The sequence below is a fragment of the Sunxiuqinia sp. A32 genome, from assembly GCF_052690465.1.
In genome coordinates, this window is record NZ_JBQYLI010000015.1 from 91,506 (window position 1) to 117,916 (window position 26,411).

General features: G+C 36.6%; 25 protein-coding genes. 6 read left to right on the forward strand and 19 right to left on the reverse strand.

The window, feature by feature from the left end; translation table 11 throughout:
• Positions 1–92: 92 nt before the first annotated feature.
• From ACUNWD_RS15190 to ACUNWD_RS15200, 3 genes are all read right to left on the reverse strand, one after another.
• Positions 93–2,147: a PAS domain-containing sensor histidine kinase gene (locus ACUNWD_RS15190; protein ID WP_445588684.1), complete on the reverse strand. Its 2,055-nt coding sequence runs from the start codon at positions 2,145–2,147 to the stop codon at positions 93–95.
• Between the two features lie 164 nt (positions 2,148–2,311).
• Positions 2,312–3,061 (reverse strand): shikimate dehydrogenase family protein, encoded by a 750-nt coding sequence (locus ACUNWD_RS15195; protein ID WP_445588685.1) that lies wholly within the window; start codon positions 3,059–3,061, stop codon positions 2,312–2,314.
• Between the two features lie 15 nt (positions 3,062–3,076).
• Positions 3,077–4,012 carry a DUF368 domain-containing protein gene (locus ACUNWD_RS15200; protein ID WP_445588686.1) on the reverse strand — a complete coding sequence of 312 codons (936 nt, stop codon included), beginning with the start codon at positions 4,010–4,012 and terminating at the stop codon, positions 3,077–3,079.
• Positions 4,013–4,098: 86 nt separating this feature from the next.
• Here ACUNWD_RS15200 and ACUNWD_RS15205 point away from each other — a divergent pair, with 86 nt between their 5' ends.
• On the forward strand, positions 4,099–4,674 hold the full coding sequence (locus tag ACUNWD_RS15205; protein ID WP_445588687.1) for a hypothetical protein: 576 nt from the start codon (positions 4,099–4,101) through the stop codon (positions 4,672–4,674).
• A 6-nt stretch (positions 4,675–4,680) separates the two neighbouring features.
• Here the strand turns inward: ACUNWD_RS15205 and ACUNWD_RS15210 are convergent, their stop codons facing one another.
• The 8 genes from ACUNWD_RS15210 to ACUNWD_RS15245 all read right to left on the reverse strand — a co-directional run bounded on the left by ACUNWD_RS15210 (position 4,681) and on the right by ACUNWD_RS15245 (position 11,840).
• Positions 4,681–6,087 (reverse strand): thioredoxin-like domain-containing protein, encoded by a 1,407-nt coding sequence (locus ACUNWD_RS15210; RefSeq protein WP_445588688.1) that lies wholly within the window; start codon positions 6,085–6,087, stop codon positions 4,681–4,683.
• A complete protein-coding gene (locus ACUNWD_RS15215; protein ID WP_445588689.1) occupies positions 6,059–7,171 on the reverse strand; it encodes a glycosyltransferase in 1,113 nt (370 codons plus the stop codon). The genes ACUNWD_RS15210 and ACUNWD_RS15215 overlap by 29 nt, the downstream gene beginning before the upstream one ends.
• Before the next feature lie 118 nt (positions 7,172–7,289).
• Complete coding sequence (locus ACUNWD_RS15220) at positions 7,290–8,027, reverse strand: 3-keto-disaccharide hydrolase (protein ID WP_445588690.1); 738 nt, start codon at positions 8,025–8,027, stop codon at positions 7,290–7,292.
• A 173-nt stretch (positions 8,028–8,200) separates the two neighbouring features.
• Positions 8,201–9,235: a hypothetical protein gene (locus ACUNWD_RS15225; protein WP_445588691.1), complete on the reverse strand. Its 1,035-nt coding sequence runs from the start codon at positions 9,233–9,235 to the stop codon at positions 8,201–8,203.
• The gene (locus ACUNWD_RS15230; protein WP_445588692.1) at positions 9,219–9,773 is read right to left on the reverse strand and encodes a hypothetical protein; all 555 of its coding nucleotides are present in this window, start codon (positions 9,771–9,773) and stop codon (positions 9,219–9,221) included. Before ACUNWD_RS15230 ends, ACUNWD_RS15225 begins: the two co-directional genes overlap by 17 nt.
• A gap of 12 nt (positions 9,774–9,785) precedes the next feature.
• Positions 9,786–10,340 (reverse strand): RNA polymerase sigma factor, encoded by a 555-nt coding sequence (locus ACUNWD_RS15235; RefSeq protein ID WP_445588693.1) that lies wholly within the window; start codon positions 10,338–10,340, stop codon positions 9,786–9,788.
• Positions 10,341–10,397: 57 nt separating this feature from the next.
• Positions 10,398–11,084, reverse strand: coding sequence for a tRNA/rRNA methyltransferase (locus ACUNWD_RS15240; RefSeq protein ID WP_445588694.1), 687 nt, complete (start codon positions 11,082–11,084; stop codon positions 10,398–10,400).
• Between the two features lie 66 nt (positions 11,085–11,150).
• The gene (locus ACUNWD_RS15245; RefSeq protein WP_445588695.1) at positions 11,151–11,840 is read right to left on the reverse strand and encodes a hypothetical protein; all 690 of its coding nucleotides are present in this window, start codon (positions 11,838–11,840) and stop codon (positions 11,151–11,153) included.
• A 71-nt stretch (positions 11,841–11,911) separates the two neighbouring features.
• Here ACUNWD_RS15245 and ACUNWD_RS15250 point away from each other — a divergent pair, with 71 nt between their 5' ends.
• Positions 11,912–12,763, forward strand: coding sequence for a cation diffusion facilitator family transporter (locus ACUNWD_RS15250; protein WP_445588696.1), 852 nt, complete (start codon positions 11,912–11,914; stop codon positions 12,761–12,763).
• Positions 12,764–12,985: 222 nt separating this feature from the next.
• Positions 12,986–14,626, forward strand: coding sequence for a SulP family inorganic anion transporter (locus tag ACUNWD_RS15255; RefSeq protein WP_445588697.1), 1,641 nt, complete (start codon positions 12,986–12,988; stop codon positions 14,624–14,626).
• A gap of 7 nt (positions 14,627–14,633) precedes the next feature.
• Here the strand turns inward: ACUNWD_RS15255 and ACUNWD_RS15260 are convergent, their stop codons facing one another.
• A complete protein-coding gene (locus tag ACUNWD_RS15260) occupies positions 14,634–16,679 on the reverse strand; it encodes an HD family phosphohydrolase (protein WP_445588698.1) in 2,046 nt (681 codons plus the stop codon).
• Between the two features lie 87 nt (positions 16,680–16,766).
• On the opposite strand from ACUNWD_RS15260, the gene ACUNWD_RS15265 reads away from it, so the two are divergent.
• Positions 16,767–17,561 (forward strand): C40 family peptidase, encoded by a 795-nt coding sequence (locus ACUNWD_RS15265; RefSeq protein WP_445588699.1) that lies wholly within the window; start codon positions 16,767–16,769, stop codon positions 17,559–17,561.
• 9 nt (positions 17,562–17,570) lie between these two features.
• The gene (locus ACUNWD_RS15270; RefSeq protein WP_445588700.1) at positions 17,571–17,999 is read left to right on the forward strand and encodes an NUDIX domain-containing protein; all 429 of its coding nucleotides are present in this window, start codon (positions 17,571–17,573) and stop codon (positions 17,997–17,999) included.
• 60 nt (positions 18,000–18,059) lie between these two features.
• Here ACUNWD_RS15270 and rplS read toward each other — a convergent pair whose 3' ends face one another.
• Together rplS and ACUNWD_RS15280 are read right to left on the reverse strand one after the other, a co-directional pair.
• Positions 18,060–18,407, reverse strand: coding sequence for a 50S ribosomal protein L19 (rplS, locus tag ACUNWD_RS15275; protein ID WP_445588701.1), 348 nt, complete (start codon positions 18,405–18,407; stop codon positions 18,060–18,062).
• A 110-nt stretch (positions 18,408–18,517) separates the two neighbouring features.
• A complete protein-coding gene (locus tag ACUNWD_RS15280) occupies positions 18,518–20,200 on the reverse strand; it encodes a dipeptidase (RefSeq protein WP_445588702.1) in 1,683 nt (560 codons plus the stop codon).
• 228 nt (positions 20,201–20,428) lie between these two features.
• Here ACUNWD_RS15280 and ACUNWD_RS15285 point away from each other — a divergent pair, with 228 nt between their 5' ends.
• Positions 20,429–21,166 carry a flavin reductase gene (locus tag ACUNWD_RS15285; RefSeq protein WP_445588703.1) on the forward strand — a complete coding sequence of 246 codons (738 nt, stop codon included), beginning with the start codon at positions 20,429–20,431 and terminating at the stop codon, positions 21,164–21,166.
• A gap of 49 nt (positions 21,167–21,215) precedes the next feature.
• Here ACUNWD_RS15285 and creD read toward each other — a convergent pair whose 3' ends face one another.
• The 5 genes from creD to gnd form a co-directional block, all read right to left on the reverse strand.
• Positions 21,216–22,541, reverse strand: coding sequence for a cell envelope integrity protein CreD (gene creD / locus ACUNWD_RS15290; protein ID WP_445588704.1), 1,326 nt, complete (start codon positions 22,539–22,541; stop codon positions 21,216–21,218).
• A gap of 65 nt (positions 22,542–22,606) precedes the next feature.
• Positions 22,607–22,903: a winged helix-turn-helix domain-containing protein gene (locus ACUNWD_RS15295; protein ID WP_445588705.1), complete on the reverse strand. Its 297-nt coding sequence runs from the start codon at positions 22,901–22,903 to the stop codon at positions 22,607–22,609.
• On the reverse strand, positions 22,900–23,529 hold the full coding sequence (locus ACUNWD_RS15300) for a hypothetical protein (protein WP_445588706.1): 630 nt from the start codon (positions 23,527–23,529) through the stop codon (positions 22,900–22,902). Before ACUNWD_RS15300 ends, ACUNWD_RS15295 begins: the two co-directional genes overlap by 4 nt.
• 118 nt (positions 23,530–23,647) lie before the next feature.
• Complete coding sequence (locus tag ACUNWD_RS15305; RefSeq protein WP_445588707.1) at positions 23,648–24,820, reverse strand: acetylxylan esterase; 1,173 nt, start codon at positions 24,818–24,820, stop codon at positions 23,648–23,650.
• A 126-nt stretch (positions 24,821–24,946) separates the two neighbouring features.
• On the reverse strand, positions 24,947–26,401 hold the full coding sequence (gene gnd, locus ACUNWD_RS15310) for a decarboxylating NADP(+)-dependent phosphogluconate dehydrogenase (protein WP_445588708.1): 1,455 nt from the start codon (positions 26,399–26,401) through the stop codon (positions 24,947–24,949).
• Between the last annotated feature and the right edge of the window lie 10 nt (positions 26,402–26,411).

Here is a 26,411-nt window from a genome sequence, read left to right on the forward strand (position 1 = left end):
AAACTACAATTAATTTACAAAGAACTGGCAAATTTAGTTTTAAAAAATTGAAGTAATATTTAATGAATTGTTATTAGGTACTGAAATTTGCATTAAGCAAGCACAAGAGGGATATAAAATCGGAATTCACTTCCGACATTTTCTTTCGATTGAACCTGCATGTGTCCACCAAGCATTTCGGTGAGGTTTTTGGAAATGCATAATCCTAATCCGGTTCCTTCTTTACCATGAAATCTGGCAAAACGAGTGAAGAGGTTTTTCATATGTTTTTTACTAATTCCTGGCCCTGTGTCTTTTACAAAAAAGTGTAATTGGTTTTGTTTTGTTTCAAAGCCAAACTCAACGGTGCCCGAGTCTGTGAATTTCAATGCATTGCTTAGTAAATTATCCATGATTTGTTTTAACCGAAGAGCATCTGTTCTGATATTTTGGTTAAATGATTCATTTTTAATGTATTTTAACTGGATACTTTTTTTTTCTTTCTGTCGAATGTAACTGTTGTATGTGTCATAAAGATCTTCCATGATACGATTGGGATTCAACGAGTCATTGTTAATTCTTAATTGGTTGGCATCAATCTTTGAGATATCTATGATGTCGTTAACAATTCCTAAAAGTTGATTTCCGCTGTTCTCTATGATGTTAAGATATTTGCTGGCCTCTTCGTTGTAAATATTTAGTTCATTCAGTAGTTCTGTGAACCCCAGGAGACTGTTAAGCGGAGTGCGAATTTCATGACTTGTATTTGCTAAAAACGCTGACTTCAATATATTGGCTTCTTCAGCAACCATTTTAGCTTCTTCAAGTTCATGTTTCATGTTTACTCTTTCGCTAATATCAAAATACTGCTCAACCCTTCCGCCTTTATATAGTCCGCTTTCAATTGGTTGACTCCAATGTTCCAACCATCTTTCTTTTCGATTAGATCCTTTTACAATTTTGCATTCATAGTATTCATAGTAGGAATTTTTTTGATAGGCATTGAGTAGTTTTTCTTCATACTCTTTCGAATTTTCAAATAAGTGTTTAATCTTTTGACTGATTAGTTTTCTCTTATCGTGGCCAATTATTTGTTTTTTCTTTAGTCCGTAAAATTTTTCTATTGCTTTGTTTATCCAAACAACTTTAAAATTTTTATCTAAAATTACAATTCCGGTTTTTGAAGAATCAAGGATGTCGTTTGTAATTGAACGGTGTTTTTCTTCACTTTTGATTAATGATTTTTCGACTTTTCTTATTTCTGTAATGTTACGAGTATATACTAAAACACTTTTTACACTATTCTTTTTATCAAATTCAGGATTTAAAATAGAATGAAAATATCGTTTGCCGGTTGGGCTCTCAAAATTAAATTCAATGCTTTTTTTAAGTCCTGAATTAATAACTTCCGTTAATATCTGATTCCAGCTTTTCACATTCTCTTCCGGCATCCCAAGTTCTTCATTAGTCTTTCCCAGAAAATTTTTCGCAGGAATACCGGTTGCTGTTTCAATATTATTACTAACATATAGATGCTTTAAATCCAAATCAAATCTTGCAATGATATCCGGAGTATTATTTAAAACAGCCAGCAGTTTGGATTCACTATCTTTCAGTTTTTGCTCCAATTCATAGTGCTTGGTAACATCAACTCCCCAAATTGATATTCCAAGGATTTCAAAGTTTTCATTTCTGAGGGGGGAAAAGTTATAATTATAGATTTCTGATTTCTGTTTGCTGAATCTAGATTTGATTTCTATTTGAAAAGTTTCTCCCTTAAATGCCCTGTCATATAGTTTTTTCCATTGATCGTTCACGGAGTTTTCTAAATCTTTGGGAAAGATGCTGTCTCCTTTTTTTAAAACTTTTCCTACCTTTTGAGAAAGGCTATTTATGAATGCTGTATTTGCTGAAATGAGTTTGTATTTATTATCAATAGCCCAAAACCAGCCTGTCAGATTTTCTACATTCTTGTCTAAATTTTCAAATGTGTTTTTGGGTTGGGGCTTATTTTCAAATAGCAGTTTCTTGTATGTTTTTAATTTAGCCCAAAGAAGCTGATCATTCTTTTTTTTAGTTGGATTTGTATTGGCAAGAGTTTGCTCAATATCTTTCTCTAACTCACTTAGCTGCTTTTGTAAGTCGATTAGTTTTGTCCCTTTTTTCATCCTAAATCCTCAGAAATCCTGCATCGAGTCAACCTTCTGTAAATCGCACTACCAATTTAAGGAAAATACAATAAGATTCTTTTATGTTTTGTGACATGATACTAAAAGGTCAAAATTGGCACTCTTAGAGAGTTGTTAGGTCTATGGGAAAAAGAATCAAAGAATTAACTATTCCAAATCTCCCATGCTTTAATTGCTTGTAGATGAAGCATTTCCAGTCCGTTTTTGACCTTGGCTCCTTGCTCTTTCCCTTTCTTCATGAAGAGAGTTTCTTCCGGATTGTATACCAGGTCAAATAACACATGGTTTCCAGTTATACTATGATAGGGGATATCCGGGCAAGTACCAACTTTTGGGAAAGTACCTAGTGGGGTAGCATTTATAACTATCAGATAATCCTGTAATAATTTATCAGTTATTTCCTGATATCTGATTTCATTTTCAAAAAGTTCTTCTTCGATAGACGCCGAAAGGTATGTGATACCAAGTTTCTTCAATATGTGTTTAATGGCCTTTGAAGCACCTCCTGTACCAAGGATCAATGCCTTTTTGTGTTTTTCATTGAGCATTGGTTTCAAAGAGTTTTCAAAACCGTAAATATCCGTATTAAAGCCCTTAAGTTTCAATTGATCTCCAGTCCGAATAACTTTAACCGTATTGATTGCACCAACTGTAGCAGCTTCTTCATCAATCTCATCCAGAAATGGCATTATTTGTTGTTTGTAGGGAATTGTACAATTCAATCCTGCAATATTTTTGTTCTTCTCAAAAATTGAAGGAAATTCATCTATGGTATCCAACTCAAAGTTCACATATTCATGATTTTGCAAGCTCTCTTTTTCAAATTTTTCTGTGAAAAATCCCTTTGAGAAAGAATATCCAAGTCTGTAGCCTATTAGTCCGAATGTTTTCATCGATTTTATATCTTTTTATATCTTAATTTTTTTTGAAACTCCTTCAAGGATAAAGATGAGTCCAAATCCAAAAATGGCAAGCAATATTGCAAAAACTATTTCAGACGGAAGTCCGGTTATTGCTTCATATTTCCATGGTAAAACGTTTTGCTCTACCAAAGGTTTGATTTCTCCATGACGATCTGTAAATGTTTCAAGAACTTCTTTCCATGGCCATACTTTATTCAACGAGCCAATCATAAATCCTGATAGCAGGGCAATGGTTAAGTCGTAATAACGTTTTAGCAACCACGAAAGTATATTGGAGAAAATTACAATCCCTATGGCTGCTCCGGCCAAAAATACGCCAATTACAGGTAAATTAAATGCTGATATTGCGCCAAGTATAAATTTATACATTCCCAACAAAACCAAAATGAAACTTCCTGAAATGCCAGGCAAAATCATTGCGCAAATAGCAATAGAACCCGATAAAAACACAAAACCATAACCGGTATGCGCTTCAGCTGGTGTAATAATGGTAATTGCATAGGCAATTGATGCACCAACCAGCAAAGAAATAAATGTGCCAATTTTCCATTTTTTGATATCCCGTGCAACATAAATTGCCGAAGCAATAATTAGCCCGAAGAAGAAAGACCAAATTAGAATAGGCTGGTGATCCAGCAAGTACTTTAATCCTTTGGCGAGTGAAAGGACGCTGATGCCAATCCCAAAAACCAGAGCCAGTAGAAAGTTACCATTAACTGCTTGCCAGAATGCTTTCAATTTGCCGGAAAATAAAAGCTTTAATGATGACAAGTTGATCGATTTGATTGAATCTATCAGTTCCTGGTATATACCTGTAATGAAAGCAATGGTTCCACCTGAAACTCCAGGAACAACATCGGCTGCTCCCATTCCCATTCCTTTTAGTCCAATAAGCAAGTAATCTTTGATTGTTCTGTTCATGAGCTGTTTTTTGAGATCACACAAAAATAGGGAGCTTTTAAGAAAAAGAAAGCTTTGATTGTTATTTTTAATAAAACATCCTTATTATGATTTCGATTTTAATGATATTATCGTTGTTTTTACACCAAAATGAATCTATTATGTGTGATAATGTTGATCAAGATATAATTACACTTTTGATTGAACCGGATGGAAATTTTCCTAATAATTCAGCTTTACCTGTTCTATTATATAAGCAGGCTTTTGATTTTTCGTTGAAGCAGGGCCCTGAAATCATAGAAAGCATCTTTCATGAAAACAACTGGGGAAATTCATGGCGTAACGGGATATATTCTTTTCATCACTACCATGCAAAGGCACATGAAGCACTGGGTGTTTATCACGGATGGGCAAAAGTTCAGTTGGGTGGTCCAAAAGGAGAAATTGTGCGCATTGAAAAGGGGGATCTGGTATTGTTACCGGCAGGTGTTTCTCACAAAAAAATAGATTCGGGAGACGGCTTTGCTGTTGTTGGCGCATATCCTCCCGGGCAAACGCCGGATATGAATTATGGAAAGGATGGAGAACGGCCAAAAACAGATAACTTAATTAAAAACGTACCAGTACCAACTACTGATCCGTTAATGGGGAAGGATGGGGGATTACGCGAAATTTGGCAATAAACAGCGCTAGTGATTAAACGATACCGAAAGACTTTCAAGTATTCGTTTAGCATTATCAACACTCATATTTTTAGCGACAATTATCTTGTCTTTATCCAAAAGATAAATAGTGGGGGTACTACGAACATTGTAAAGCAAATTAAATTGACTTGTATGCTGCGGATCCCAAACATTAATCCAATCATTGATTTCATTATCAGAGATAAAATCCTGCCATTCCTCTAAATTATCCTGTGTGTAAACAGCGTAAATGGCAAGTTGAGATGGATTGGCTTTCAAGAAAATATCTTCGTACAATTTCGGAATCTCCGTTTTGCAATGACTGCAATTTGGTTCCCAAAAAACCAACAGTGTGTATGGTGTTGTTAGTTGATGTAAACTATGATATTCTCCAGCAGCATCTTCCAAAACCAGTTCCCGGGCTTTCATGCCCATTAAATTGTTTCTGCGATAAAAAACCTCAAGTTTTATTTTCTCTAATGTTTTTTCACTAACCCAATCGGCTTTTCCACTCAGGTAGTATCTTTCAGCAATATCAACAAACACATTTTCAATTCCCATGATCTCCGACTGAAAGCTATTGTTTACGATAAATGTCACCAGGTTTTGGAATGCAATAGGATTATCTTCAACATAGTTTATTAGCTGGTTTGCCTGTTTGATTATGGTATCAGGTTGCTGCAGTAATACTTTATTAAAATAATTGGTTAAGCGCCCTTTGATGGTTGGAGTATACCACATTCGGGTGTCTTTCAAATCAAAAAAATCCCAAAAATGATTTTGAATGAAATTATATTGGTAGATCCACTTTAGTGAATCGTTCTGAGCATACTTTTGCGGAATGCTATCTGGTCTTGGCGTGTAGCTAGACTTCAGAAATTTTGCATAGAAAGTATCTGGAGCGTTATTTGAGGCATTTAGCCAATAGTTTTTCAATTCATTGTCGAGCTTCTCGAGAATTTGGTTGTATTTTTTTAAAGAATCGCTCGATGACTGATACTTCTTTTTTGCTTTTAAATAAAACTGTTGCTCGTCCTTCTTTTTATCTAAATATTGATGATAATTATTAAAATCTACTGACTCTTTGGATCCTAAAATTTGTATGCTGTTTTCGCTTTCATTGATTTTTATTTTTTGCACTTCACCCAATAGAAAATCAAAATGCTTTTTCTCGCTGAAGTATAATTGGTAGATACCTTGTTGCAGTTTAGTATCACTTTCAAAAAGTGCATGTCCGGATTGGTCAATAATTGCACTGTCTTTTACCAAAATATTCCCGTTATAGTAAAATGCTAGGAATACTTTTTGATTGGTAGACGTTGGGAATTTTAATTGAATAGAGGTCTCTTGAGCCTTTCCAGCTAATGAAAAGAGGAGAAGAAAACTAAATAAGGTCAATAATCTTTTTGGCATTTCTTTGATTTGAAAATTGATTTTCAAGAATATGTTTTCTTCGTACAATATCTTCGATGGTAAATTCTTCTTCGAATTTTTCTAAAATCATCCGTATCATATCTTCAGCATTGTTTGCAATATTGCACAAGCTTTCCAAGCCGGTATGTTCAACCATCGGCGAATTGCTAATGCAATGTCTGCCTGAGAATAACGAGGCTAATAATTTTAGCTTAAAACCCGTAGGTTGGAAAGTTGGAATTAAATTTAGTTGTGCCTCTCTGATCAGTTCTGTCATCACTTCATCATTTGGATCTGCAATTACAGAAATATGCGGCGAAACCATTGCTTTTTTCACCAACCATTCAGGAGGATTTTTACCTGCTATTGTAAAGGGGATTGTTATTTCAGTAAAAATCTTATCAATTAGATATTTGACTGCTTTTTGGTTTTCTGAGACACTTAAATTACCATGGAATAAAACATATTCACCTTTACCAGTTTTACTGTCTACTTTGTCGAAAGGATGAAAGGCTGGAATGTGAGTTGTTTTCTTGTATTTACCATTAAAATATCTGGTATCTTCTGATGATATTGAAATGATATTATCGGCTAATTTAAGGCGTTTCTCAAAGCACTGAAGCTTCATGGCTTCTTGCTCAAAATAGAACTTCTTGAAAGAATTCTTTTCAGATTTGGCCAGGTATCTATAATAATGGTGTTCAATATTGTGGGTTCTCACAATTTTTTGATAAGCAGCGATCAACGGGTTGTCAATGAAAAAGCAAGAATGAAGACCTTCAAAGAGTATTGGAGCAATTTCATCCTGCAAGTTTTGTAAAAGCATTTTATTTTTTCGCGTAACAACGATATATGGCTTCTTCGATAAAAGATAAAAAATACCTTTTTTGCGCGGATAATAATGCACCTTATAACAGAATTCCTCCAGCTCCGAACTCTTTTCCCTTCCATATTCAAAGCAATGTAAAATAACATCGATTTCTTCGCGGGCGAGTGCTTTTATTTTGTAATACACATCAATTATCCCCCCATAGTTTGGTGGATAAGGAATATTAAAACTAATGATGTGAAGCTTTTTTCGCATACTGATGTATAAAAGTAAAAAAAAACCGCAAGTACGAATACTTACGGTTTTATATTGTACAAAATATGTTTTACCAGAACATCAGCTCAATTTAATGATGTCACTAACAAATCATAAATTATAGTTCTCTGATTTTAAGGTTGCGGAACCATACAGGATATCCATGATCCTGAAGACCAATGTAACCTTCTTTTGAAATTCCTTCAGTGAATCCAGGGAAGTTTTTGAATTTGCTGTTTTGTACCAGCTTATCCCATTCTGGTGTCCATAAAGTGTATGAAAGAACTTTTGTTCCGTTCATTGTATGAGTTACTTTACCATCCTTAACTTTGATAACTACTGTGTTCCATTCACCAGCTGGATTAACTGTTTTTGGATCAGCGGCAATCATATCATACAAAGATCCGGCAAGGTGACTGGCAACTTTATTGTCGCTTGCTTTTTCATTATCTAAAACCTGAACTTCGGGAGCAGCATAATAAACTGGTTTTCCAGGAACTTCGCGAACATTGAAGAAAATACCGGAGTTTGCCATTTCACTGGCTTTCCAATCGATAGACAGTTCGAAGTTTTTAAATTTTTTGTCAGCAAAAATGATATCGCCTCCAGCTCCATGTCCTGGTTGTTTGCCTTCTCCAATTAAAACTTTCATAGCATCATCTTCGATTGTCCAGTTTGCTGGCATTTCAGTACCATTGCATTGTCTCCAACCGTCAAATTTTTTACCATTAAAAAGAAGTTCCCAACCTTCTTTCTTTTCCTCTTTAGTAAGTTTATTAGGTTTTTGCGCAAAAGATGTAGCTGAAATCAAAATTGCAGCTACCAGCGATAGTGATAAAATAATAGTTCTTTTCATGATTTTAATTTTATGTATGCCTGCATAAGGCGATATGAATAATTGGTTTAGAATATTGCATGCCAAAGCTATTAAAAATTTGCTTTCAATGTTCGGTGTATTTCCAATTTTCTCAAACAAAAAAAGGAGATTGCATGGTAACAACCTCCTTTTTGCTGTGATATTTTGAAATATCAATCTGTAAGCTTAACGCCACCGTATCGACTTTGTATTTTTACTTTCGCCGTAGCTGAAGTACTGCCAACTGTTCCATTCAAGTTCAGTCTGAAGTTATCTTTGATTCTGTTGCCCGAAAACTCCACTTCTGGAAGCTTAACATCGCAATAGCTGCATTCTGCATCAATATTGAATACCGGATTGCTGAATCCAATTGAAATTCCTCCGTAACTGTTGGTAATGTCAATTAAATCAAACTCTGCACCAGCCTCATCTATTCGAACAGAACCATATTCTGTGTCTAAAACAAAACTCTTTTTGAGTTCTTCGATGTCATAGTTGGTGTATTTTGAGTTTGCTTTCAATTCACCCAATTCTTCAACATTGATACCATCATATTTTGATTCGAGGTTTAAATATCCAAGTTCTTCTGCATTGATGACTGAGTACTTTGATTCTGCAATGATTTTTTTGGCCTCACCTAAGAACAGCTTTGAATATTTGATTTCACAATCAAGGTTGTTAACAGACTCAATATCTGCCTTGCCGTAACCAATCTCCAGATCAATTGAACTGCCATCAGGGCACTCCAGAGGACCAGTATTGATATTGCCGTAGTTGACAGAGAATCTACCTTTTGCATTCAGACTGCTCACCGCAACGTTGCCGAATTTGTTCTCTACGGTAAGATCACGATCGTCTGGAATATTTATTCTGTAATCGATCGAAAAGCTCTGCTTGCTTTTGAAATTATCTTTAATATCGGTCTCTAATACCAATGTCGATCCTTGTTTGTTGATTTGGATTTCAATTTGGTTCAGTAAGTATTCTGCCTTGCTTTCAGTTGCACTCTCAACGGTGATAATTACATCAACAGTAATGGAGTCACCACCGTAATCACTAATCCTAATCTCCCCAAATTTGTTTGTCACATCTAAAGCCTGAATACTCGACTTAACAAACCCCTGGTGCACTTCCCTTGTGAAATCGCCTGCTTTTGTCGATAAAGCAATGGCAATCAGTACCACTAATAGTTTAAATTTTAATTTCATCGTTGGTCAATTTTTGTTGTTTTACTTGTTCTAACTTTTCAATAATCAGGTTGATAATGCTGAGTTTTGCCTGGTAATACTCAAGCATTGCATTGACAACCCTTTCGTCATCCGGATTTGCTTCAAGCTCGGTTTGCAGGTTTTTGTACATGGAATCAAATTCCGTCATTTCCTGTTTCATCATCGCTTGTTCCTCTTCACCTATATATCCATCTTTCACGAGTTTATTCCATTCTTTCAGGCTACTTTCTATGGATGAAGTATAATAGAATTCAACCTCTTTATATTCAGGTCCAACATTTGCAAGGCTGATGTTCTCTTCTTTATCAGGAGCCATATATATTCTGACTTGATTGGCAACTAGTACAACAAGAAGTATCGAGGCCGCAATTTGTAGATAATTTTTCCACTCCAGACTTTTTTTCTTTCTAAAACTCTGGTCCAGTTTACTTTCAAAGCGGTCAAAATGTCCCTGTAAAGGTTCTTCCTCGAAAGCCTCCCTGTTTTCCTTTATTAATTTCTCCAAAATATCAGACATAATTTTACACCTTTAATTAATTGAAAATACTTCATCTTTTAATAAATAATCCTTCAGTTTTAATTTAGCCCTGAGGAGTTGAGATCTGGATGAAGAGTTGCTAATTCCAAGGATCTCTGAAATTTCATCGTGGTCATATCCTTCAAGAAGATAAAGGCTTAGCACAACCCGATATCCTTCCGGAAGTTGGCTTATTGCTTTTTTAATCTTCTCAACATCTATTTCCCGCGTTTCCATTAACGGATTGTCCTCATCAACGATCTTTTCATTGATTTCTTCAAAGTATACTTTCCGTTTTTTTAAATAATCCAATGAACGATTTACCACAATCTTTTTTAACCAGGCACCAAAGCTAACTTTTCCTTCATAGGTGTTTATTTTTTTGAAAGCATTTAAAAAAGATTCCTGCATGATATCCTCAGCTTCCACTTCATTTCCGACTATGCGGAGGCTTGTATTGTACATCGACTTATAGTAGAGTTTGTACAATTGGAATTGAGCCTCACGTTCGCCACTTTTGCAGCGGTCAATCACGTCTTGGTGAATATTTTTGTAAACTGCTTCCAATCAATTGTGGTTTTCTGTTTGAAAGACGATAGCTTTTCTAACTATGTTGCATCCGTTTCAGGAATTCTTCTCGATATATTTATTGCAAATCGAATGTAGCAGATGAATATCACTCTCCTGAAGCTGGTTTAACCGTTCAATAATTCTTGGTAAGATGGCTGATTCTTCTTTAAAATTAAGGTCAACTAATATATTTTGAACTTTATCCTTTAAGTTTCGAAAACTTTCCTGACCTGTTTCTTTTCTTGTGTTTTCTTCGCCGGAAGCTTTCAGTACAGAAAGCTCATATGCATATAACATTGCTGATTGCGCCAGATTTAAAGAAGGGTAAGTGGTTTGAAGTGGCACAGTACTTAGTAGATCGCATTTGGCAAGTTCTTCATTCCTTAGGCCTGTATCCTCCCTGCCAAATATAATGGCAATTTTATCAATTGTTTCTCCTTTGTCGGTTAGTAATCCTGGCAAATTGCTGAGCGAAAGATAATCTTCTTTTACATTCCGCTGTTTCGCCGTTGTTCCAACCCGAAAATCACAATCAACAATTGCGTCATCAAACGAACGATAAACAGTTGCATTCTCCAGAATGTCATTTGAGGCATGTGCCAACCATCTGGCAGGAGCTGAAAGGTGGTCACAAGGATTGACTAATCTTAACTTTTTAAAACCCATTGTTTTGATAGCGCGGGCAGCAGCACTCACATTTTCGGGTGTCGAAGGTTCAACTAATATGAATGTAATTTCCATTAGTTGCAAATATAATCCGGGTGGATTTAAAAATAGGGTATTTGGAAATATATTTTAATCTGTCTGCTATAGACTATTATAATACTCAATGATATTTTTAAGATCGTCCTCTTTTTTCACCTTTAGCTTATTCTTTTTGATATAAGATTTGATATTATTTTGATTGCTTGATATGGCCTCCAATAGATTTTTTTCATTGGACACTTCACTAATTTGATTTCCCTTTATGATGTAGTAGTAACTGGGTTTAAAGCTAAACTCGGCGGGTTTAGCATCTTTGTATGCTTGTGGTGGTAGAGGATCTTTTAATTCGATGTTGTATTTTTTTGCTAATGTAAGTTTGCCGCTCACAAGTACTTCATAAAATCCTTTTTCATTTTTATTTGTTTTTGCTAAAGTGTGATAGATAAAAGCCTGATCATTAATAATGTATTCCCTAAATTGATCTGGATTATCGATTTCCAGAATAGTTCCATTAGGATGTTCAAATTCAATTATTTCATTGTATACATTATAGCGCATTGGTACTCCTTTGTATAAAGAACTATCATTTATAATGATCAATCCTTCGATAAAGTCTTCCTGTAAATAGGGAGAACCTTTAATATCTTCGTATGCAAGTTTGTTGCGCTCGAAATGATTTTCACCACCGATATCATTAAATAATTTACTAATATCCATCACAATTTGTGCGCTGGATGAATTTGCAATAAATAATGATATTAGAAGAATTAAGACTGGGGTAAATGTTTTCATAGTTCTTATTATTGTAAATTTGAAAGTATTAAATATATGAACTTTCATTTTAAAAAACTTGTTTTTTTATTATGTCGCACATACATAAACATCATAAGCTGGGGATTACATTTATTCTGAATGTGTTAATAACAGTAGCACAGGTCATTGGAGGGCTGATTTCAGGAAGTTTAGCATTGATTTCCGATGCCTTGCATAATCTTAGTGACAGCATGGCTGTGTTGCTGGCATATGTCGCAGACCGGATTGCTGATCGAAAAAAAACAACACAGAGTACTTTTGGTTTTAGACGAGCGGAAATACTTGCTGCATTTATTAATGGATTGGTATTGGTTGCCGTTTCTTTCTATTTGATTGTTGAGGCTGTTGGACGATTTATTGATCCTACTGAAGTTGATTTTAGATGGATGTTCGGATTAGGTTTGGTGGGATTGATTGCAAATACACTTTCTGTATTTATACTGCATAGTGAAAAAGACAGCAACTTAAATATAAAAGCTGCCTATCTTCATTTATTGGGTGATGCACTCACATCAATGGCCGTAATTGTTGGTGCTGTTTTTATTTGGTATTTTCAATGGTATTGGATTGATCCGTTAATTACCCTTTTTATCAGTTTTTACTTAATCTTTCAAACATATCAGCTTTTAAAAGAATCCACTGGCATACTAATGCAGTTTGGCCCACCCAATGTTGATCCGGTTGTTGTTGGTGAGCGATTGTTAAAAGTGGAGGGCGTCCGAAGAGTGTATCATATTCATATTTGGAGGCTTACCGATAAAACAATTCATTTTGAAGGTCATGTTGTATTAACGAAAGATTTGAAAATATCAGAGACCAAAGAAATACATGATCAGATGATACAAATATTGAAAGATGAATTTCTTTTCCAGCATCTTACTTTTCAATTTGAATATGTGTAAATTCTTAAGAATAGAATTTTTCTTGAGATTGATTGAATCAATGATTAAAAATCGATTAATTTTGCAGCCTGCCTAAAGACGATGAAGTTTGTGTGTTATCGTCGATGATGTGCGGGATTCATTTTACCTGAAAAAGACCCTCCGGTCTAACGTGATGATATTGGTTTAACCAATCCGGTCCGCCTTAATCAGGAACATAAGTAGGATAAAAATAGTATTTTAATGGAAAGACTTTTTTTGCCTAAGTTTTACACACTCGTAAAACAAGGGATTAGCAAGAAAGAGCTTACTTCTGATATATTTTCAGGTGTAGTTGTTGGTGTTGTTGCGTTGCCTTTGGCAATTGCTTTTGCTGTTGCTTCCGGAGTTTCACCAGAAAAAGGTTTGATTACGGCTGTTGTTGCAGGTTTTATTATCTCACTTTTAGGAGGAAGTAGGGTTCAGATTGCAGGCCCCACGGGGGCGTTTATTGTAATTGTTTACGGAATTGTTGAGCAGTATGGAATTAATGGTTTGATTATTTCAACGATAATGGCCGGCGTATTCTTAATTGCTTTCGGATTATTGAGATTAGGTGCACTCTTGCGCTATTTTCCTCATCCATTGATCGTTGGTTTTACCAGTGGAATTGCCCTGGTTATATTTTCTTCGCAGGTTAAAGATGTGCTCGGTCTGAATATTGAAAAAATACCTGCAGCTTTTCTGGATAAATGGTCATTCATTTTTCAGCATGTATCAGAGTTAAATATCACTTCTGTATTCATTGCAATTGGTTCGATACTAGTAACTGTTTATTCAAAATTACTTTCAAAGAAAATTCCCGGATCGTTTATCGCAATAATTGTAATGACTATTGTTGTTCAGATTTTTGGGTTTCAAGTGGTGACGATCGAAACATTTTTTGGTGAAATACATTCAAATTTTAGTTTTGATTTACCTGAATTTCAGTGGTCAGATTTAGGGGGATACGTTGGTCCTGCTTTAACTATTGCTTTGTTGGGGGGCATCGAATCGCTCTTGTCAGCTGTGGTGTCAGATGGGATGATAAGTGGAAACCACCGATCAAATACTGAATTAATTGCGCAGGGAATTGCTAACGTTTTTACTCCATTGCTTGGCGGAATTCCTGCTACCGGAGCAATTGCGCGCACAGCTACAAATGTGAAAAATGGCGGTCGGACTCCGATTGCAGGAATGGTTCATGCAGTAACGTTGTTACTGATTATGCTGTTTTTTGGACAATGGGCAAAACTAATTCCAATGTCTTGTCTTGCAGGGATTCTGGTTGTGGTTGCTTATAATATGAGCGAATGGAGGTCGTTTTATTCAATTTTGAAAGGCTCGTGGTTTGATGCAATTATTTTACTAACTACATTCTTTTTAACGGTATTGGTTGATTTGACAATTGCAATCCAGATTGGAGTTGTTCTTTCATCTGTTCTTTTTATGAAGAGGATGACAGACGTTGGCAAAAATGGATTATCAACAGTTGATAGTGATGTGTTAGCTGATTACTCTGATTTGCCGAAAGAATTGGCAATATATGAGATTAGCGGACCTTTCTTCTTTGCCTCGGCAAAACAGTATAGCGAAGTGATAAAAAGTATTGGTATCAATAATAAAATGCTGATTATTCGGATGCGACATGTTCCTTTTATTGATGCAACTGGTATTCACAATTTTAAAGAATCAATTCGGATTCTAAGAAAATCGAATACAACAGTGATACTTTCTGGTGTTAATAGCGATGTTAAAAATGAACTTGACAAATCGCAGATAAGCTCACTAATAGGCGATGAATATATATTTAGCTCCTTTGAAGAAGCTGTAGATAAAGCTTTGCTAATGATTGAAAAGTCTTAACAAATACTTACTCAGGGTATTCAATCCGAATGTGGTAGATGTTCATTAGCTTTTCCAAAATCGTTTCTTTGTAAACTTTAATGTCTCTAAGTGTCAGGTCTGCATTTTCCATCTGGCCGGATTCCAGCTTTTGTGCAACCATGTTTTCAATGAGCGCTTTTAAATTGTCATAGGTCTTTTCTTTCAAGGCTCTGGCAGCAGCTTCAATACCATCTGTAAGCATAACAACGGCAGTTTCTTTGCTTTTTGGTGGAGGCCCCGGATAAGTGAATTCTTTGATGTCGACCTCTTTACCCGGATTCTCATTCTTGTGCATGGTATAAAAATACTTAGCTTGCGTAGTTCCGTGGTGGCTGGTAATGAATTCGATTAACATCTCGGGGAGCTTATGTTTGTGTGCAAGCTTTTCACCGTATGTAACATGGTCGATAATTATTTTTGCACTGCTTTTATGATCCAGTTGCTGATGAGGGTTCATGCCTGCTGCTTGGTTTTCAATAAAATAGGCAGGTTGGTTTGTTTTGCCAATATCATGATAAAGCGCTCCGGCACGAACTAAGAATGGATTACCGCCAATTCGAATAATTACTTCTTCTGCCAAATTCGCAACTTGTAGCGAGTGTTGAAATGTTCCGGGCGCATCTTGAGATAGTTTTCGCAATAGTGGTTGATTGGTGTCAGCCAGCTCCATCAAAGTAACATCGGAAACAAAGCCAAACAACTTTTCAAAAATGTAGATAAGAGGGTAGGCAAGCAATACCAATAAAGCATTTACTCCAAACCATTGAAGCTCTCTCCATTGGATGGTTTCAATATTACCTTCCTGTACCATCGAAAGCGAAAGGAAAATCACGGTGTAACTTACAAACACCCATAGTGCTGTTAGTACTAAGTGTGATCGTTTATGAAGTTTATCAAGGCTAAATACGGCAATGATGCCGGTTACCAGATTTAAGAAGATGTATTCGTAATTATTAGGTGCAAAATATCCGATCAGGATAGATGTAACAAGCAAAGCAAAAATAGCAGTTCTTGAGTCGAAGAAAATGCGCAACAGGATTGGTAAGATAGCAATTGGCACCACGTACAGGTTGATGAAATCCTGATCATTGATAAATCGCGATACAAATACCATCAATATGATTAAGAGAAAAATGAAACTCAGGCGACGTTTTTGATTGAAAATCTCTGGCCGGAAATATGCCAGGTAAAAAGCCATGATTAACATGCATGCTGCAATTAGTATTGCTTTCCCCAGAATAATTAAATACCTGTCAATGTCCTGTCCGCGTTTTGTCTCGTAAGATTTTTTTAATGATTCCAATACCAGGAATCTATCCGGAGTAATTATATCGCCTTTAAAAATTACGCGTTCTCCAGCCTGCACCATACCCAGCGAGACAGAGACTGATGCTAATAATTTCTCTAATTCCTGGTCGTTTCTTTCCTGATCATAAGAAACATTGGTCTGGATGAAACTAATAAGGTTTATAGAACTGGTGAAGTCATTGAATTTATCACCAAATATAACTCTGGCCGAGTCATTCATTGATTTGTAGGCACTTTTTAACGAATACAATCGTTCCGTTGGAATACGAGTGACAATCTTATTTCGAATTAAGTTAACAGCATCTCTTCCTGCTAATTCCGTGGATGTTTCTATGGATTGAGCATAAATACCATCTTTATAAATGTCTGATAAGTATTGAGTTAGGACATTAATTTTTGGAATGGAATCCTTAAAGACGGAAAGTTCAATACTAAGCTCATTTACAAAGTTTTGTCCGGTTATGGTGTCCATCACCAAATACGGAACAAATTCTTTCTGTAAAGAGTCTTTCTCCGTTTTTATTTCTTCATCAGTTTTTAAAATGGCAAAGTTGAATGGAGCTACGAGGGTTTCATGACGCCAGGGAGCATTTTTCTGAAATTCATACTTGAATCGGCTTTCTCCAGGAATTGACCAATAGAGAAGTACGATTGATGCCAGAAATACAAATGCGATGAAAAAAAAGTGATAATACCTTGCGATTCGAGTTAATAACTTTTTCATAAATACCTTTTTAAAGACATCATTTATGCTGGATATCTAAAACTGATGTTTTTATCTTTGAAGAATATAAAATTAATAATTTCTTTGATGATTTACGGGATTTCCGGCTTAAGTATTATTCCTCTAAGGAAAGATCCTTCAGAAAGAAGTGAAATGACCAGCCAGATTTTATTTGGAGAACATTTTTTGGTGCATGAACAATTTATGGGTTGGAGTCGTGTCAAACTGGAATATGACGGTTACGAAGGCTGGGTTGATCATAAAATGATAACTCCTTTATCTGAAAGAGCTTTCCAGAAGATTACCAATGCCCCAGCAGCAGTTTCTACCGATATCTTTAATATTATTCGGGTGAACGAAGAACAGACCATGATGGTGGTTGCTGGAAGTACGTTGCCATGTTGGAGACCCTATAAAAAGGAATTTTCAATTAATAAAGAAGTTTACCCAATGACGGGTAAATATATGTATATCCAGCCAGATGATGTGCGGGATTTTATGATTCAGCAAGCCTTACTTTATTTTAACGCTCCTTATTTATGGGGTGGGAGATCTCCTTTTGGAGTGGATTGCTCTGGCTTAACGCAGATTATTTATAAGCAAGCCGGTGTTTTTCTACCGCGAGATGCCAGCGAGCAAGTTCACCATGGGGTGGCATTTTCTTTTGTGGAAGAAGCATTGCCTGGCGATTTGGCCTTTTTTGATGATGAAGAAGGTAATATTATTCATGTTGGAATTATTTGGGAAAAAGGAAAAATCATTCATGCTTCCGGAAAGGTTCGGATTGATAATGTTGATCAATTTGGAATTTTTAATGTGGATACTAAACGGTATACTCATAAAATGCGTGTGATGAAACGAATATTACAGAGCAACCAATAACGAAAGTCTATGTATACGTATAAATATCCACGCCCTTCACTGACTGTTGATGCACTGGTATTAAAGAAAGAAACTGCAGAAATTTTATTGATCGAAAGAGGGAAGGAGCCTTTTAAAGGAAGCTGGGCATTACCCGGAGGCTTTGTGGATCCGGATGAATTGTTGGAAGATGCTTGTTTGAGGGAGTTGGAGGAAGAGACCGGACTGAAATTGAAAAGCCTTTCTCAGTTTAAAACTTATGATGCCATTGATCGCGATCCTCGCGAACGGGTTATTTCCATTGTATTTTGTGGTTTTGCCGAGAAAGATGCAATCGTAAAAGGTGCAGATGATGCTGCACAAGCTGCATGGTTTAAGATTGATCAATTGCCAACGCTTGCATTTGATCATGCAACTGTAATTGCTGAGTTCTTTTCAGTAATCGGACAATCCAAATAAATTGATAAAGCATAAAAAAAGCCCCCATTTTTGGGAGCTTTGTATCTTGAGATAAAAATCTTAGAATCTTTTTTCTTTGATACGGGCTTTCTTACCGGTACGTTCGCGTAAGTAGAAAATACGTGCACGACGAACACTACCTTTTTTGTTAATGTCAACGCCTTCAATAAAAGGAGAACTCATTGGAAAAATTCTTTCAACACCAATGTTTCCTGACATTTTACGAACGGTGAACATTTTATTTACACCAGTACCTTTTACCTGAATCACTACACCACGATAATCCTGGATACGTTCTTTGTTTCCTTCACGGATTTTATAGTGAACAGTGATGGTATCTCCGGCGCTAAACGCTGGTAGGTTGTTTTCAACCTCAAAGGCGTTTTCTACAACTTTAATTAAATCCATCTTCTTTAAGTTTTAGGGCAATGTTACACATTTCAGCGTGTAAGAGATTGCAAAATTTTGCGCAAAAATAGCAATTATTATTGTCCTGCAAAAATATTTGCCGTTTCTTTTTAATGTCCCGCGCTTCCTTGTACCTTGAAATGTTCTCCGGTACTGTTTACAATGGCTCTGTACCACCACTCAGGGTAGCCTGGTTGATCCGGATCTGCAGGAAGGCCATACTCGTTTCTTTCGAAAACTCCGTCGTTCTCTTTTTTGATGTTTCCATCAATATATTTAACCAGCAAATACTCGAAAAGCTTTTCCCAGTTTGCAGTCATGTTATTAGCTTCGTTCACAGAATATTGAGTGAGGAAGTTACGGGCAATCAAGTCACCTTCATCGTCATACAACATTTTGGCGGCCCTGTCAATTGCAGGCGTATAAGAGATAAATTGGCCCTCAATTTTTGATTGAAGTTCACGTATGTGTCCAATCATATCGTCGTAGCGTAAATATGCAAGATTCGAAACTTTATTAAATGTCCAGAAAGCAGAAGTTGGCGAATAAGTAAGCAAGTCGCCATTTCCAACTTTAAAACATTCCGGAATTTCGTTGATGCCACAATACATAGGCACATAGCAAGTACTGTAAGTATCATCGACACCAAACCAGAGGATTCCACCAATTGGATCAGGTAACCACGAACGGCTTTGCGTTACGAACGAGAAGCCCGTTTGCTGTGTAGAGATGGCGCGTTCGTTACAATATTCAACCGAATCAACTTGCCAGGTCAGTCCTCTCCAGCGATAAGGCAATTTATATGGTCCTGCACCCAAATCCTTTGTCATATCCAAATCTGAATTTTCAAAATGGTCGCGCATCATTTCCATCACGTCTTTTACAGTGACTTTTTTGTCGGGCTTAATCCATAACGGCATACGATTCGTAGCAAAATTATTTTCACCACCATGCTCAATTACTCCTTTGGCATATTCGGTGTACTGATCCATATTTGATGCTACCTTATTGAATCCGGCCCAAACCCGAGCTTCACAAAAACGAGCACCACCAAAATCAACCGGAGCATATACGTCAGAGAAACTAAAATCTTTATTCATACCGTCATACCACCCTTTTTCACGCGCAAATGAAATAACATCTTTGGAATAAATGCAATTCTGTGAATCATTTAATGGGAAAGTAGTAATTCTTGCCTGATTTGCGTGTCCGCTAATAAATCCATCAGGAATTCGCTGAGCCACCCAAACAGCCCCTTTTTCGCCTTCACCTTTTCCAATCATTTCCAAAATCCAAACTTCATTTGGATCAGCAATAGAAAATGATTCACCAGAACTGGCATAGCCATATCCTTCAACAAGGCTAGTCATAATTTCAATAGCTTCTCTAGCTGTTTTCGCACGTTGAAGAGCAATGTAAATTAAGCTGCCATAATCCATAACTGCGCCTTCCTGACTTTGCAATTCTTTATGGCCACCATAGGTTGTTTCGCCAATTGCCAACTGAAATTCATTCATATTACCAATTACACTATAGGTGTGAGACACCTCGGGGATTTTGCCCATAAATTTGCCTGTGTCCCATTCATAAACATCGCGCAAGGCACCTTCAGGGTGATCCATTGCCGGCTGATAATACAACTCTCCGTACAGCGTGTGTGAATCTGCTGCATAAGTGATCATGGTCGAACCATCAACGGATGCTCCTTTTGTAATTAAAAAGTTTGTGCAAGTAAATGCTTGACTGGAGATTAATAAGGCAAGCAGTGTTATTAAAAACAGTTTTTTATACATTATCTAAGGTTTTATATTTTATATCCTAATTTACATTCGCAATATCTGTGACAAAAATAAACAATCAATTACGAATTTTTAAAGAAGTCTATAATTGCAGGAAATAAAAATGAGAAAGCTCAGCTTGCTTAACGGACAATTAGTTTATTTTAAAATTAAAGGAAACAAAATAGGCTTTTTAATGATTTCTGCCCAATTTTATAGTTGATAATATTAAATCAATTGCAAATGAAGTTTAAAGCTTTTCATAAAATGTCATATGGGATGTACCTGGTGGCATCAGAATATAATGGTAAGAAGGCAGGTTATATTGCCAATACAGTTTTTCAGGTGACTTCAGAGCCTCCTCAAATAGCAATTTCCTGCCATAAGGACAATGAAAGCCTGGAGGTAATTCAGCAAGCCGAGGCCTTCTCTGTTTCGGTATTGAAGCAGGATGTTAATATGAAATTGATTGGCGATTTTGGATTTATGTCTGCCAGTGATTTGGATAAATTTGCTGAAGTGAATGTTCAGCAGGCAAAAACCGGATCTCCAATTGTTTTAGATGGTGCTGTTGCCTGGTTTGATTGCGAAGTTCGGGAAATGGTGGATTTGGGAACACATTGGCTAATTGTTGGTGAAGTTGTGGAGAGTGATGTGCTAAGTGGTGATGATCCTTTGACCTATAAATATTACCGTGAGAAATATAAAATGCTATCGCCTAAGAATTCTCCAACCTATATTGAACAAGACAAACTTGAAAATGAACAAGATCCTCCCCAACGTGAAGTAACTGAAAAAGAAGTGCAAACAGAGGGCAGTTCCGATGATCATTTTGTATGCCAGATATGCGGGTTTACGTATGATCCTGAAGAAGGTGATCCGTCCATGGGAGTTCCAGCAGGAACGCCTTTTGAAGAATTACCGGAAGATTATAAATGTCCCATTTGTAATGCTGGTAAAGATTATTTCAAGAAAGCTTAAGGATGATATTTGGTTTGTATAAATACCATCCTTAAACACTTTTTTGATTTTATTCTTCAATATACCAGTCAATTTTTCTGGTAAAAAACATTGTTAAAGCAAGTATGCAGAATAATCCGATGCTTCCAACCAGAAGGGCATAATTTTCCATTTGTAGTAGAATGAAAATAAATAGAAACGAAAATCCCAGAATGGAGGAAAGTAAAAAGCTATTAGCCCAGGTTTTTAAAAAACTTCTGGAGTAAGCCAGAACTAGTCCGATGACAGAGATTGAGGCAATTAGGTATGCTAAATTAAAGCCTAATTGTTCGGAGATCGATAGTAGTAACAGATAGAAAATGATCAATGCAAAGCCCACCAGGATATATTGGAAGGGGTGAATTCGTTGCTTGGTGATTATTTCATTCAGAAAAAACGAAAGGAACATTAACAGGATGACCAGGATACAATACTTTGCACTTCGCAAACTTTTATGGTAGTGATCTGCAATGGTTACTAATTCAACGCCGAAATCATCATTGTTGATCTTATAATTTTCATCTTTCCATTCTTGTGGAAAATTTCGGTTGTAGTCCAATACTTTCCAATAGGCCGAAAAACCTTGCTCGGTGATGTCACGATTTGCAGGTAAGAAATTACCTTGAAAGCCGGGATCATTCCAGCTTGATTTTAAATTCACTTCGGTTATTTTTCCCAGTGGTGCAAATTTTAAGGCATCAGAACCTTTTAACTGGAGGTTGATTGAAAAGCTGGTTGGAAAATCGTCTGTGCCCTTTAAAGGAAGATTGAGGGAAACACCCTTGTCTCCAATTTGCTTGTTGTCCATTCCCGGTGAGAATGTTAACGTTTTATCTCCCCATTTTAGAATAACGTTTGCATTAATCCCCCGAAGATCGTTAATGGCAATTGCTATTTCTGCTTTATCCCACAATACATCTGATGGGTTAATTCTAAGTTTATCAAATTGAAGTTTCGTAAAATTTCCTGAAAGAAGAATTTCTGATTCATAAACGACAGACTTGTAGATATTCCTGTGAAGTTCTTTAGGCATGATGTCACCTTTAATCATCAATTTTTCGGGTAGAAAATGACAATCGTGAATGTCTTCTCTTATCAGATTCTGTTTGTCGTCGTATACTTTCTCGATATACGGAATGGTTAGCACCGGTCCACGGATAGTTTGCCCAAAAGACCATTTTTGCATTACTTCATTTTTTGCTTCATCAGCTGTTTTCTGGCGATCGTCAATCAGACCAATAATCATAAACTTTGGGATCAACAGGAGTATTGCAACTGCAGCAATGGTTGCCACTTTTAGTGTGATTTGCCAGTTAATTGTCACATTACTTTTTCCTAAGACTTCATTTGTTTTCATGATTCTGTTGTTTTATTGTTTTTATAAAAAGAACTTTGAAATGCAAAGTTCAAATACAAAAAAAATTATCGGTTTTTTAATATTTCTTCAAGCGCATTCAAATGTTTCTCAAAAGCCAGTTTTCCTATTTCTGTAATGGAATAAACTGTATTTGGTTTTCTATTAATGAAACTTTTTCGAACCAATATATATTCCTCTTTCTCTAAATATTTTAAATGACTTGCAAGGTTTCCATCAGTAACCTGTAGAGTTTCCTTTAAATCATTAAATGATGACTTGTCATTGACCAACAGAATAGACATGGTACCTAGTCTGATTTTGTTCTCAAATGCTTTATCCAATTGTTGAAATATATTTTTCACGCTGTTATTGAGTTCTTTTCGTATCTGACGAACATCACAATTCCATAGATAATATGAATAAGTCCAAATCCCAGTGCCCAGAAGAATAATCCGTAACCGGGAAGCAGGGCTGCTAAAATACCTAGAAATATTTGTAGCAATCCCATATAAAATATCTCTTGACGAGTAAATTTTGCTGCATTTACCAATGCCAATCCATAAAATACAAGGCACGAGGGAGATATGATGCTGTAGATTTCTCTGAAAATGAAAATTAGAATAAGGATGCCTCCGGTAATAAGTGGAACAGCAAGATGCATGCTCATCAGTCTTGATCCCAGATTCCAGAACTTTTTGCCGGACTTTTTGACTTTGCCATAAGTGAGCCAGAGTACTGTAATTAACGAGATCACGAGGACGGCACTACCAAGAAGAATCAAGTTTGTTATTTGTTCTCCGGGAAAAATTTTGCGAAGGGACAAAGATGGAGGAAGGTAGATCATTTGGTAAGCAACGAATGCACCAATTAGCGCGTACAATCCAACTAATATACCAGAAAGACCACTTAATGAAAGAAACCGACTGGATTGTTCCATTAATTGCCTGATTTCTTTTATTTCTTTCAAATAAATTTCTTCGTTTTTCATTGTAAAGTACTTTGAAATACAAAGTAATGCTATTTAAATGAAAAATCAAATAGGGATTGAATTGTTTTTAGACTGGCACAGCCAATTTACGATTAGTTGGAAAAGGGAAATGAACCATTTAATGAATATCCAGATAGTCCATTACAGCATTATCGCCAACCAAAGCATCTTTGGGTAATTGATAGTTAATATTGAAAACACGTAATTCATCTTCCGGGAGAACTTTTACAAAATCTTCCTGGATACTTCCGTCAAATGGAACCTTGGATGTATCCAATTGTAAATGGTAAGCCAGGAAAATATAGACCGCAGATCGTTTAGAGTAGCCATAATCATGTTTTTCTGTTGGGAAGTGAACGTTAACAGCACGGTGTTCTGCATTGTATAATGAATATACTTTTTGAATATATGGATATTCAATGATCGGAGTATTTTTTGTCCAATCCATCCCATCTGAAATAATAAGAAGTGGGCGAGGGGCGCATAAAGCTGCAATCTCCACATTATTTGTTTGGTGATGATCACTTTTATGAATAGGCATGCCACTTTCACAAACACAACCACCAAAAAAATGGGCAGATACCTGCACTACAGGGACAGAGACTTTAATTCGGTTATCTATTGCAGTCAGTATAAAAGTTTGTGTTCCGCCACCCGATCCACCAGTCATTCCTATTCTTTCCGAGTCAACATCTGGCCTGGATAACAAGTATTCGAGTACTCGTTTGCTGTTCCATGTTTGAAGTAAAAGTGCAATTGGCACTTTATGTGTGACTTGTTTCGAATCGGCATATCCAATCATATCGTAGGCAAAAACAAGTGCACCCATTTTAGCAAGCACAGCACATCTTTTTTGCACATCTTCTTTTAAACGTTTATCCTGCATGTGCCCATGAGGACAAAGGATTGCCGCATGTTTTCCATGCGTTTCCATTGGTCTGTATAGATTGCCAGTAATGTAAAAACCTGGAAAGCTTTTGATGTAGATATTTTCAATGATGTACCCATCCATTTGGTGAGTTTTCGTTACTACCGGATCGAACTCTTCTGAAATTGAAGGCATGTTTTCAATTTGCAGACCATCAATAATTCCCTGCCTGATCATATTTGCTCGCTCTTCCCATGATCGCAAGTCGTTCCATGAGCCAGCAAATTCTTTCATTTTAAGGTTTGCCAGGTCCTCTGTCCAGTGAGCACCTATGCAAAGCATATCCTTCTGCCCGTAAGCTGCAAATGTGATTATAACAAAGGTTAGTGCAAGAATTTGCTTGAATAGAATAAGTGTTTTCATAATTGATTAATTAAATTCACTATCATTGAAAAGAACCCTGAAATGGCAATTTTATAAAATGAAAAAGGACCCAACTAAAGTTACAAAAACCAGTTGGATCCTTTTTATGTTTAATTAGTTATATGTTTATACTACATATGTTGTAGACGCAGTGTCTCCGCCTCGGCCAGTCCAGTTTGTATGGAAAAATTCACCTCTTGGTTTATCAATACGCTCATAAGTATGTGCACCGAAATAGTCACGTTGAGCTTGCAATAAGTTTGCAGGCAAACGTTCACTACGGAAACCATCAAAGTAGCAAAGAGCTGAAGTTAATGCAGGTACCGGAACTCCGTTGGTAAGTGCAGTTGCACAAACACGTCGCCAACCAGCCTGTGCTTTTTCAACAATTTCTTTAAAATATGGATCAAGCAGCAAGTTTGCCAGGCTTGGGTTTTTGTCAAATGCCTTTTTAATATCTGCAAGGAACACGGAGCGAATGATACAACCGCCGCGCCACATTAATGCAATACCACCGTAATTTAGGTTCCATCCATATTCCTTGGCAGCTTCCATCATCAGGTTGTATCCTTGTGCGTACGAAATGATTTTAGCTCCGAATAAAGCGTCTTTCAAATCGTTGATCATTTGAGTTTTATCTCCGTCAAATTTAGGTGTCGGGCCACTGATGACTTTCGATGCTTCAACACGCAAATCCTTTTGTGCAGAAAGACAACGTGCAAAAACTGACTCTCCTATCAATGTTAACGGAATACCCATATCCAGAGCGGCCACTCCCGTCCATTTACCAGTACCTTTTTGTCCTGCAGTATCCAAAATCTTTTCAACCATTGGCTCTCCGTCTTCATCCTTGAATCCTAAAATATCACGGGTAATTTCAATCAGATAAGAATCCAGATCGCCTTTGTTCCATTCTTTAAATACTTCATGCATCTCATCAGCTGACATGCCAAGTAATTCTTTCATTAATTGATAGGCTTCAGTGATAATTTGCATGTCGCCGTACTCAATCCCGTTGTGCACCATTTTTACAAAATGTCCGGCACCGCCTTCTCCAACCCAATCACAACAAGGAGATCCATCTTCAACTTTGGCAGAAACCGATTGAAAAATATCTTTAACTGCAAGCCATGCAGCAGGTGATCCACCTGGCATGATGGATGGTCCTAAAAGAGCACCTTCTTCACCACCGGAAACACCGGTTCCGATGTAAAGTAATCCTTTGCTTTCCACATATTCGGCACGGCGAATAGTATCTGGAAAATGTGAATTTCCACCGTCAATAATTATATCGCCTTCTTCCAGGTGAGGAATTATCAGATCAATAAAATCGTCTACCGGTTGCCCCGCCTTTACTAACATCATCACTTTTCGAGGCTTTTCTAACGAAGCGCAAAGTTCTTCAATAGAATGAGCTCCTTTAAATTTTTTATTGGCACCACGGCCATTAATAAATTTGTCGACTTTCTCGACGGTGCGGTTGTAGACAGCTACTGTATAGCCTTTACTTTCCATGTTTAAAACCAGATTTTCACCCATTACGGCCAACCCGATTAAACCTATGTCTGCTAATTTTTTCATTTTATTATTT

Excerpts from the sequence above, each read along its gene's own strand:
- ACUNWD_RS15190 (WP_445588684.1), bottom strand. The coding sequence starts at position 2,147 with ATGAAAAAAGGGACAAAACTAATCGACTTACAAAAGCAGCTAAGTGAG.
- ACUNWD_RS15195 (WP_445588685.1), bottom strand. The coding sequence starts at position 3,061 with ATGAAAACATTCGGACTAATAGGCTACAGACTTGGATATTCTTTCTCA.
- ACUNWD_RS15200 (WP_445588686.1), bottom strand. The coding sequence starts at position 4,012 with ATGAACAGAACAATCAAAGATTACTTGCTTATTGGACTAAAAGGAATG.
- ACUNWD_RS15205 (WP_445588687.1), top strand. The coding sequence starts at position 4,099 with ATGATTTCGATTTTAATGATATTATCGTTGTTTTTACACCAAAATGAA.
- ACUNWD_RS15210 (WP_445588688.1), bottom strand. The coding sequence starts at position 6,087 with ATGCCAAAAAGATTATTGACCTTATTTAGTTTTCTTCTCCTCTTTTCA.
- ACUNWD_RS15215 (WP_445588689.1), bottom strand. The coding sequence starts at position 7,171 with ATGCGAAAAAAGCTTCACATCATTAGTTTTAATATTCCTTATCCACCA.
- ACUNWD_RS15220 (WP_445588690.1), bottom strand. The coding sequence starts at position 8,027 with ATGAAAAGAACTATTATTTTATCACTATCGCTGGTAGCTGCAATTTTG.
- ACUNWD_RS15225 (WP_445588691.1), bottom strand. The coding sequence starts at position 9,235 with ATGAAATTAAAATTTAAACTATTAGTGGTACTGATTGCCATTGCTTTA.
- ACUNWD_RS15230 (WP_445588692.1), bottom strand. The coding sequence starts at position 9,773 with ATGTCTGATATTTTGGAGAAATTAATAAAGGAAAACAGGGAGGCTTTC.
- ACUNWD_RS15240 (WP_445588694.1), bottom strand. The coding sequence starts at position 11,084 with ATGGAAATTACATTCATATTAGTTGAACCTTCGACACCCGAAAATGTG.
- ACUNWD_RS15245 (WP_445588695.1), bottom strand. The coding sequence starts at position 11,840 with ATGAAAACATTTACCCCAGTCTTAATTCTTCTAATATCATTATTTATT.
- ACUNWD_RS15250 (WP_445588696.1), top strand. The coding sequence starts at position 11,912 with ATGTCGCACATACATAAACATCATAAGCTGGGGATTACATTTATTCTG.
- ACUNWD_RS15255 (WP_445588697.1), top strand. The coding sequence starts at position 12,986 with ATGGAAAGACTTTTTTTGCCTAAGTTTTACACACTCGTAAAACAAGGG.
- ACUNWD_RS15260 (WP_445588698.1), bottom strand. The coding sequence starts at position 16,679 with ATGAAAAAGTTATTAACTCGAATCGCAAGGTATTATCACTTTTTTTTC.
- ACUNWD_RS15265 (WP_445588699.1), top strand. The coding sequence starts at position 16,767 with ATGATTTACGGGATTTCCGGCTTAAGTATTATTCCTCTAAGGAAAGAT.
- ACUNWD_RS15270 (WP_445588700.1), top strand. The coding sequence starts at position 17,571 with ATGTATACGTATAAATATCCACGCCCTTCACTGACTGTTGATGCACTG.
- rplS (WP_445588701.1), bottom strand. The coding sequence starts at position 18,407 with ATGGATTTAATTAAAGTTGTAGAAAACGCCTTTGAGGTTGAAAACAAC.
- ACUNWD_RS15280 (WP_445588702.1), bottom strand. The coding sequence starts at position 20,200 with ATGTATAAAAAACTGTTTTTAATAACACTGCTTGCCTTATTAATCTCC.
- ACUNWD_RS15285 (WP_445588703.1), top strand. The coding sequence starts at position 20,429 with ATGAAGTTTAAAGCTTTTCATAAAATGTCATATGGGATGTACCTGGTG.
- creD (WP_445588704.1), bottom strand. The coding sequence starts at position 22,541 with ATGAAAACAAATGAAGTCTTAGGAAAAAGTAATGTGACAATTAACTGG.
- ACUNWD_RS15300 (WP_445588706.1), bottom strand. The coding sequence starts at position 23,529 with ATGAAAAACGAAGAAATTTATTTGAAAGAAATAAAAGAAATCAGGCAA.
- ACUNWD_RS15305 (WP_445588707.1), bottom strand. The coding sequence starts at position 24,820 with ATGAAAACACTTATTCTATTCAAGCAAATTCTTGCACTAACCTTTGTT.
- gnd (WP_445588708.1), bottom strand. The coding sequence starts at position 26,401 with ATGAAAAAATTAGCAGACATAGGTTTAATCGGGTTGGCCGTAATGGGT.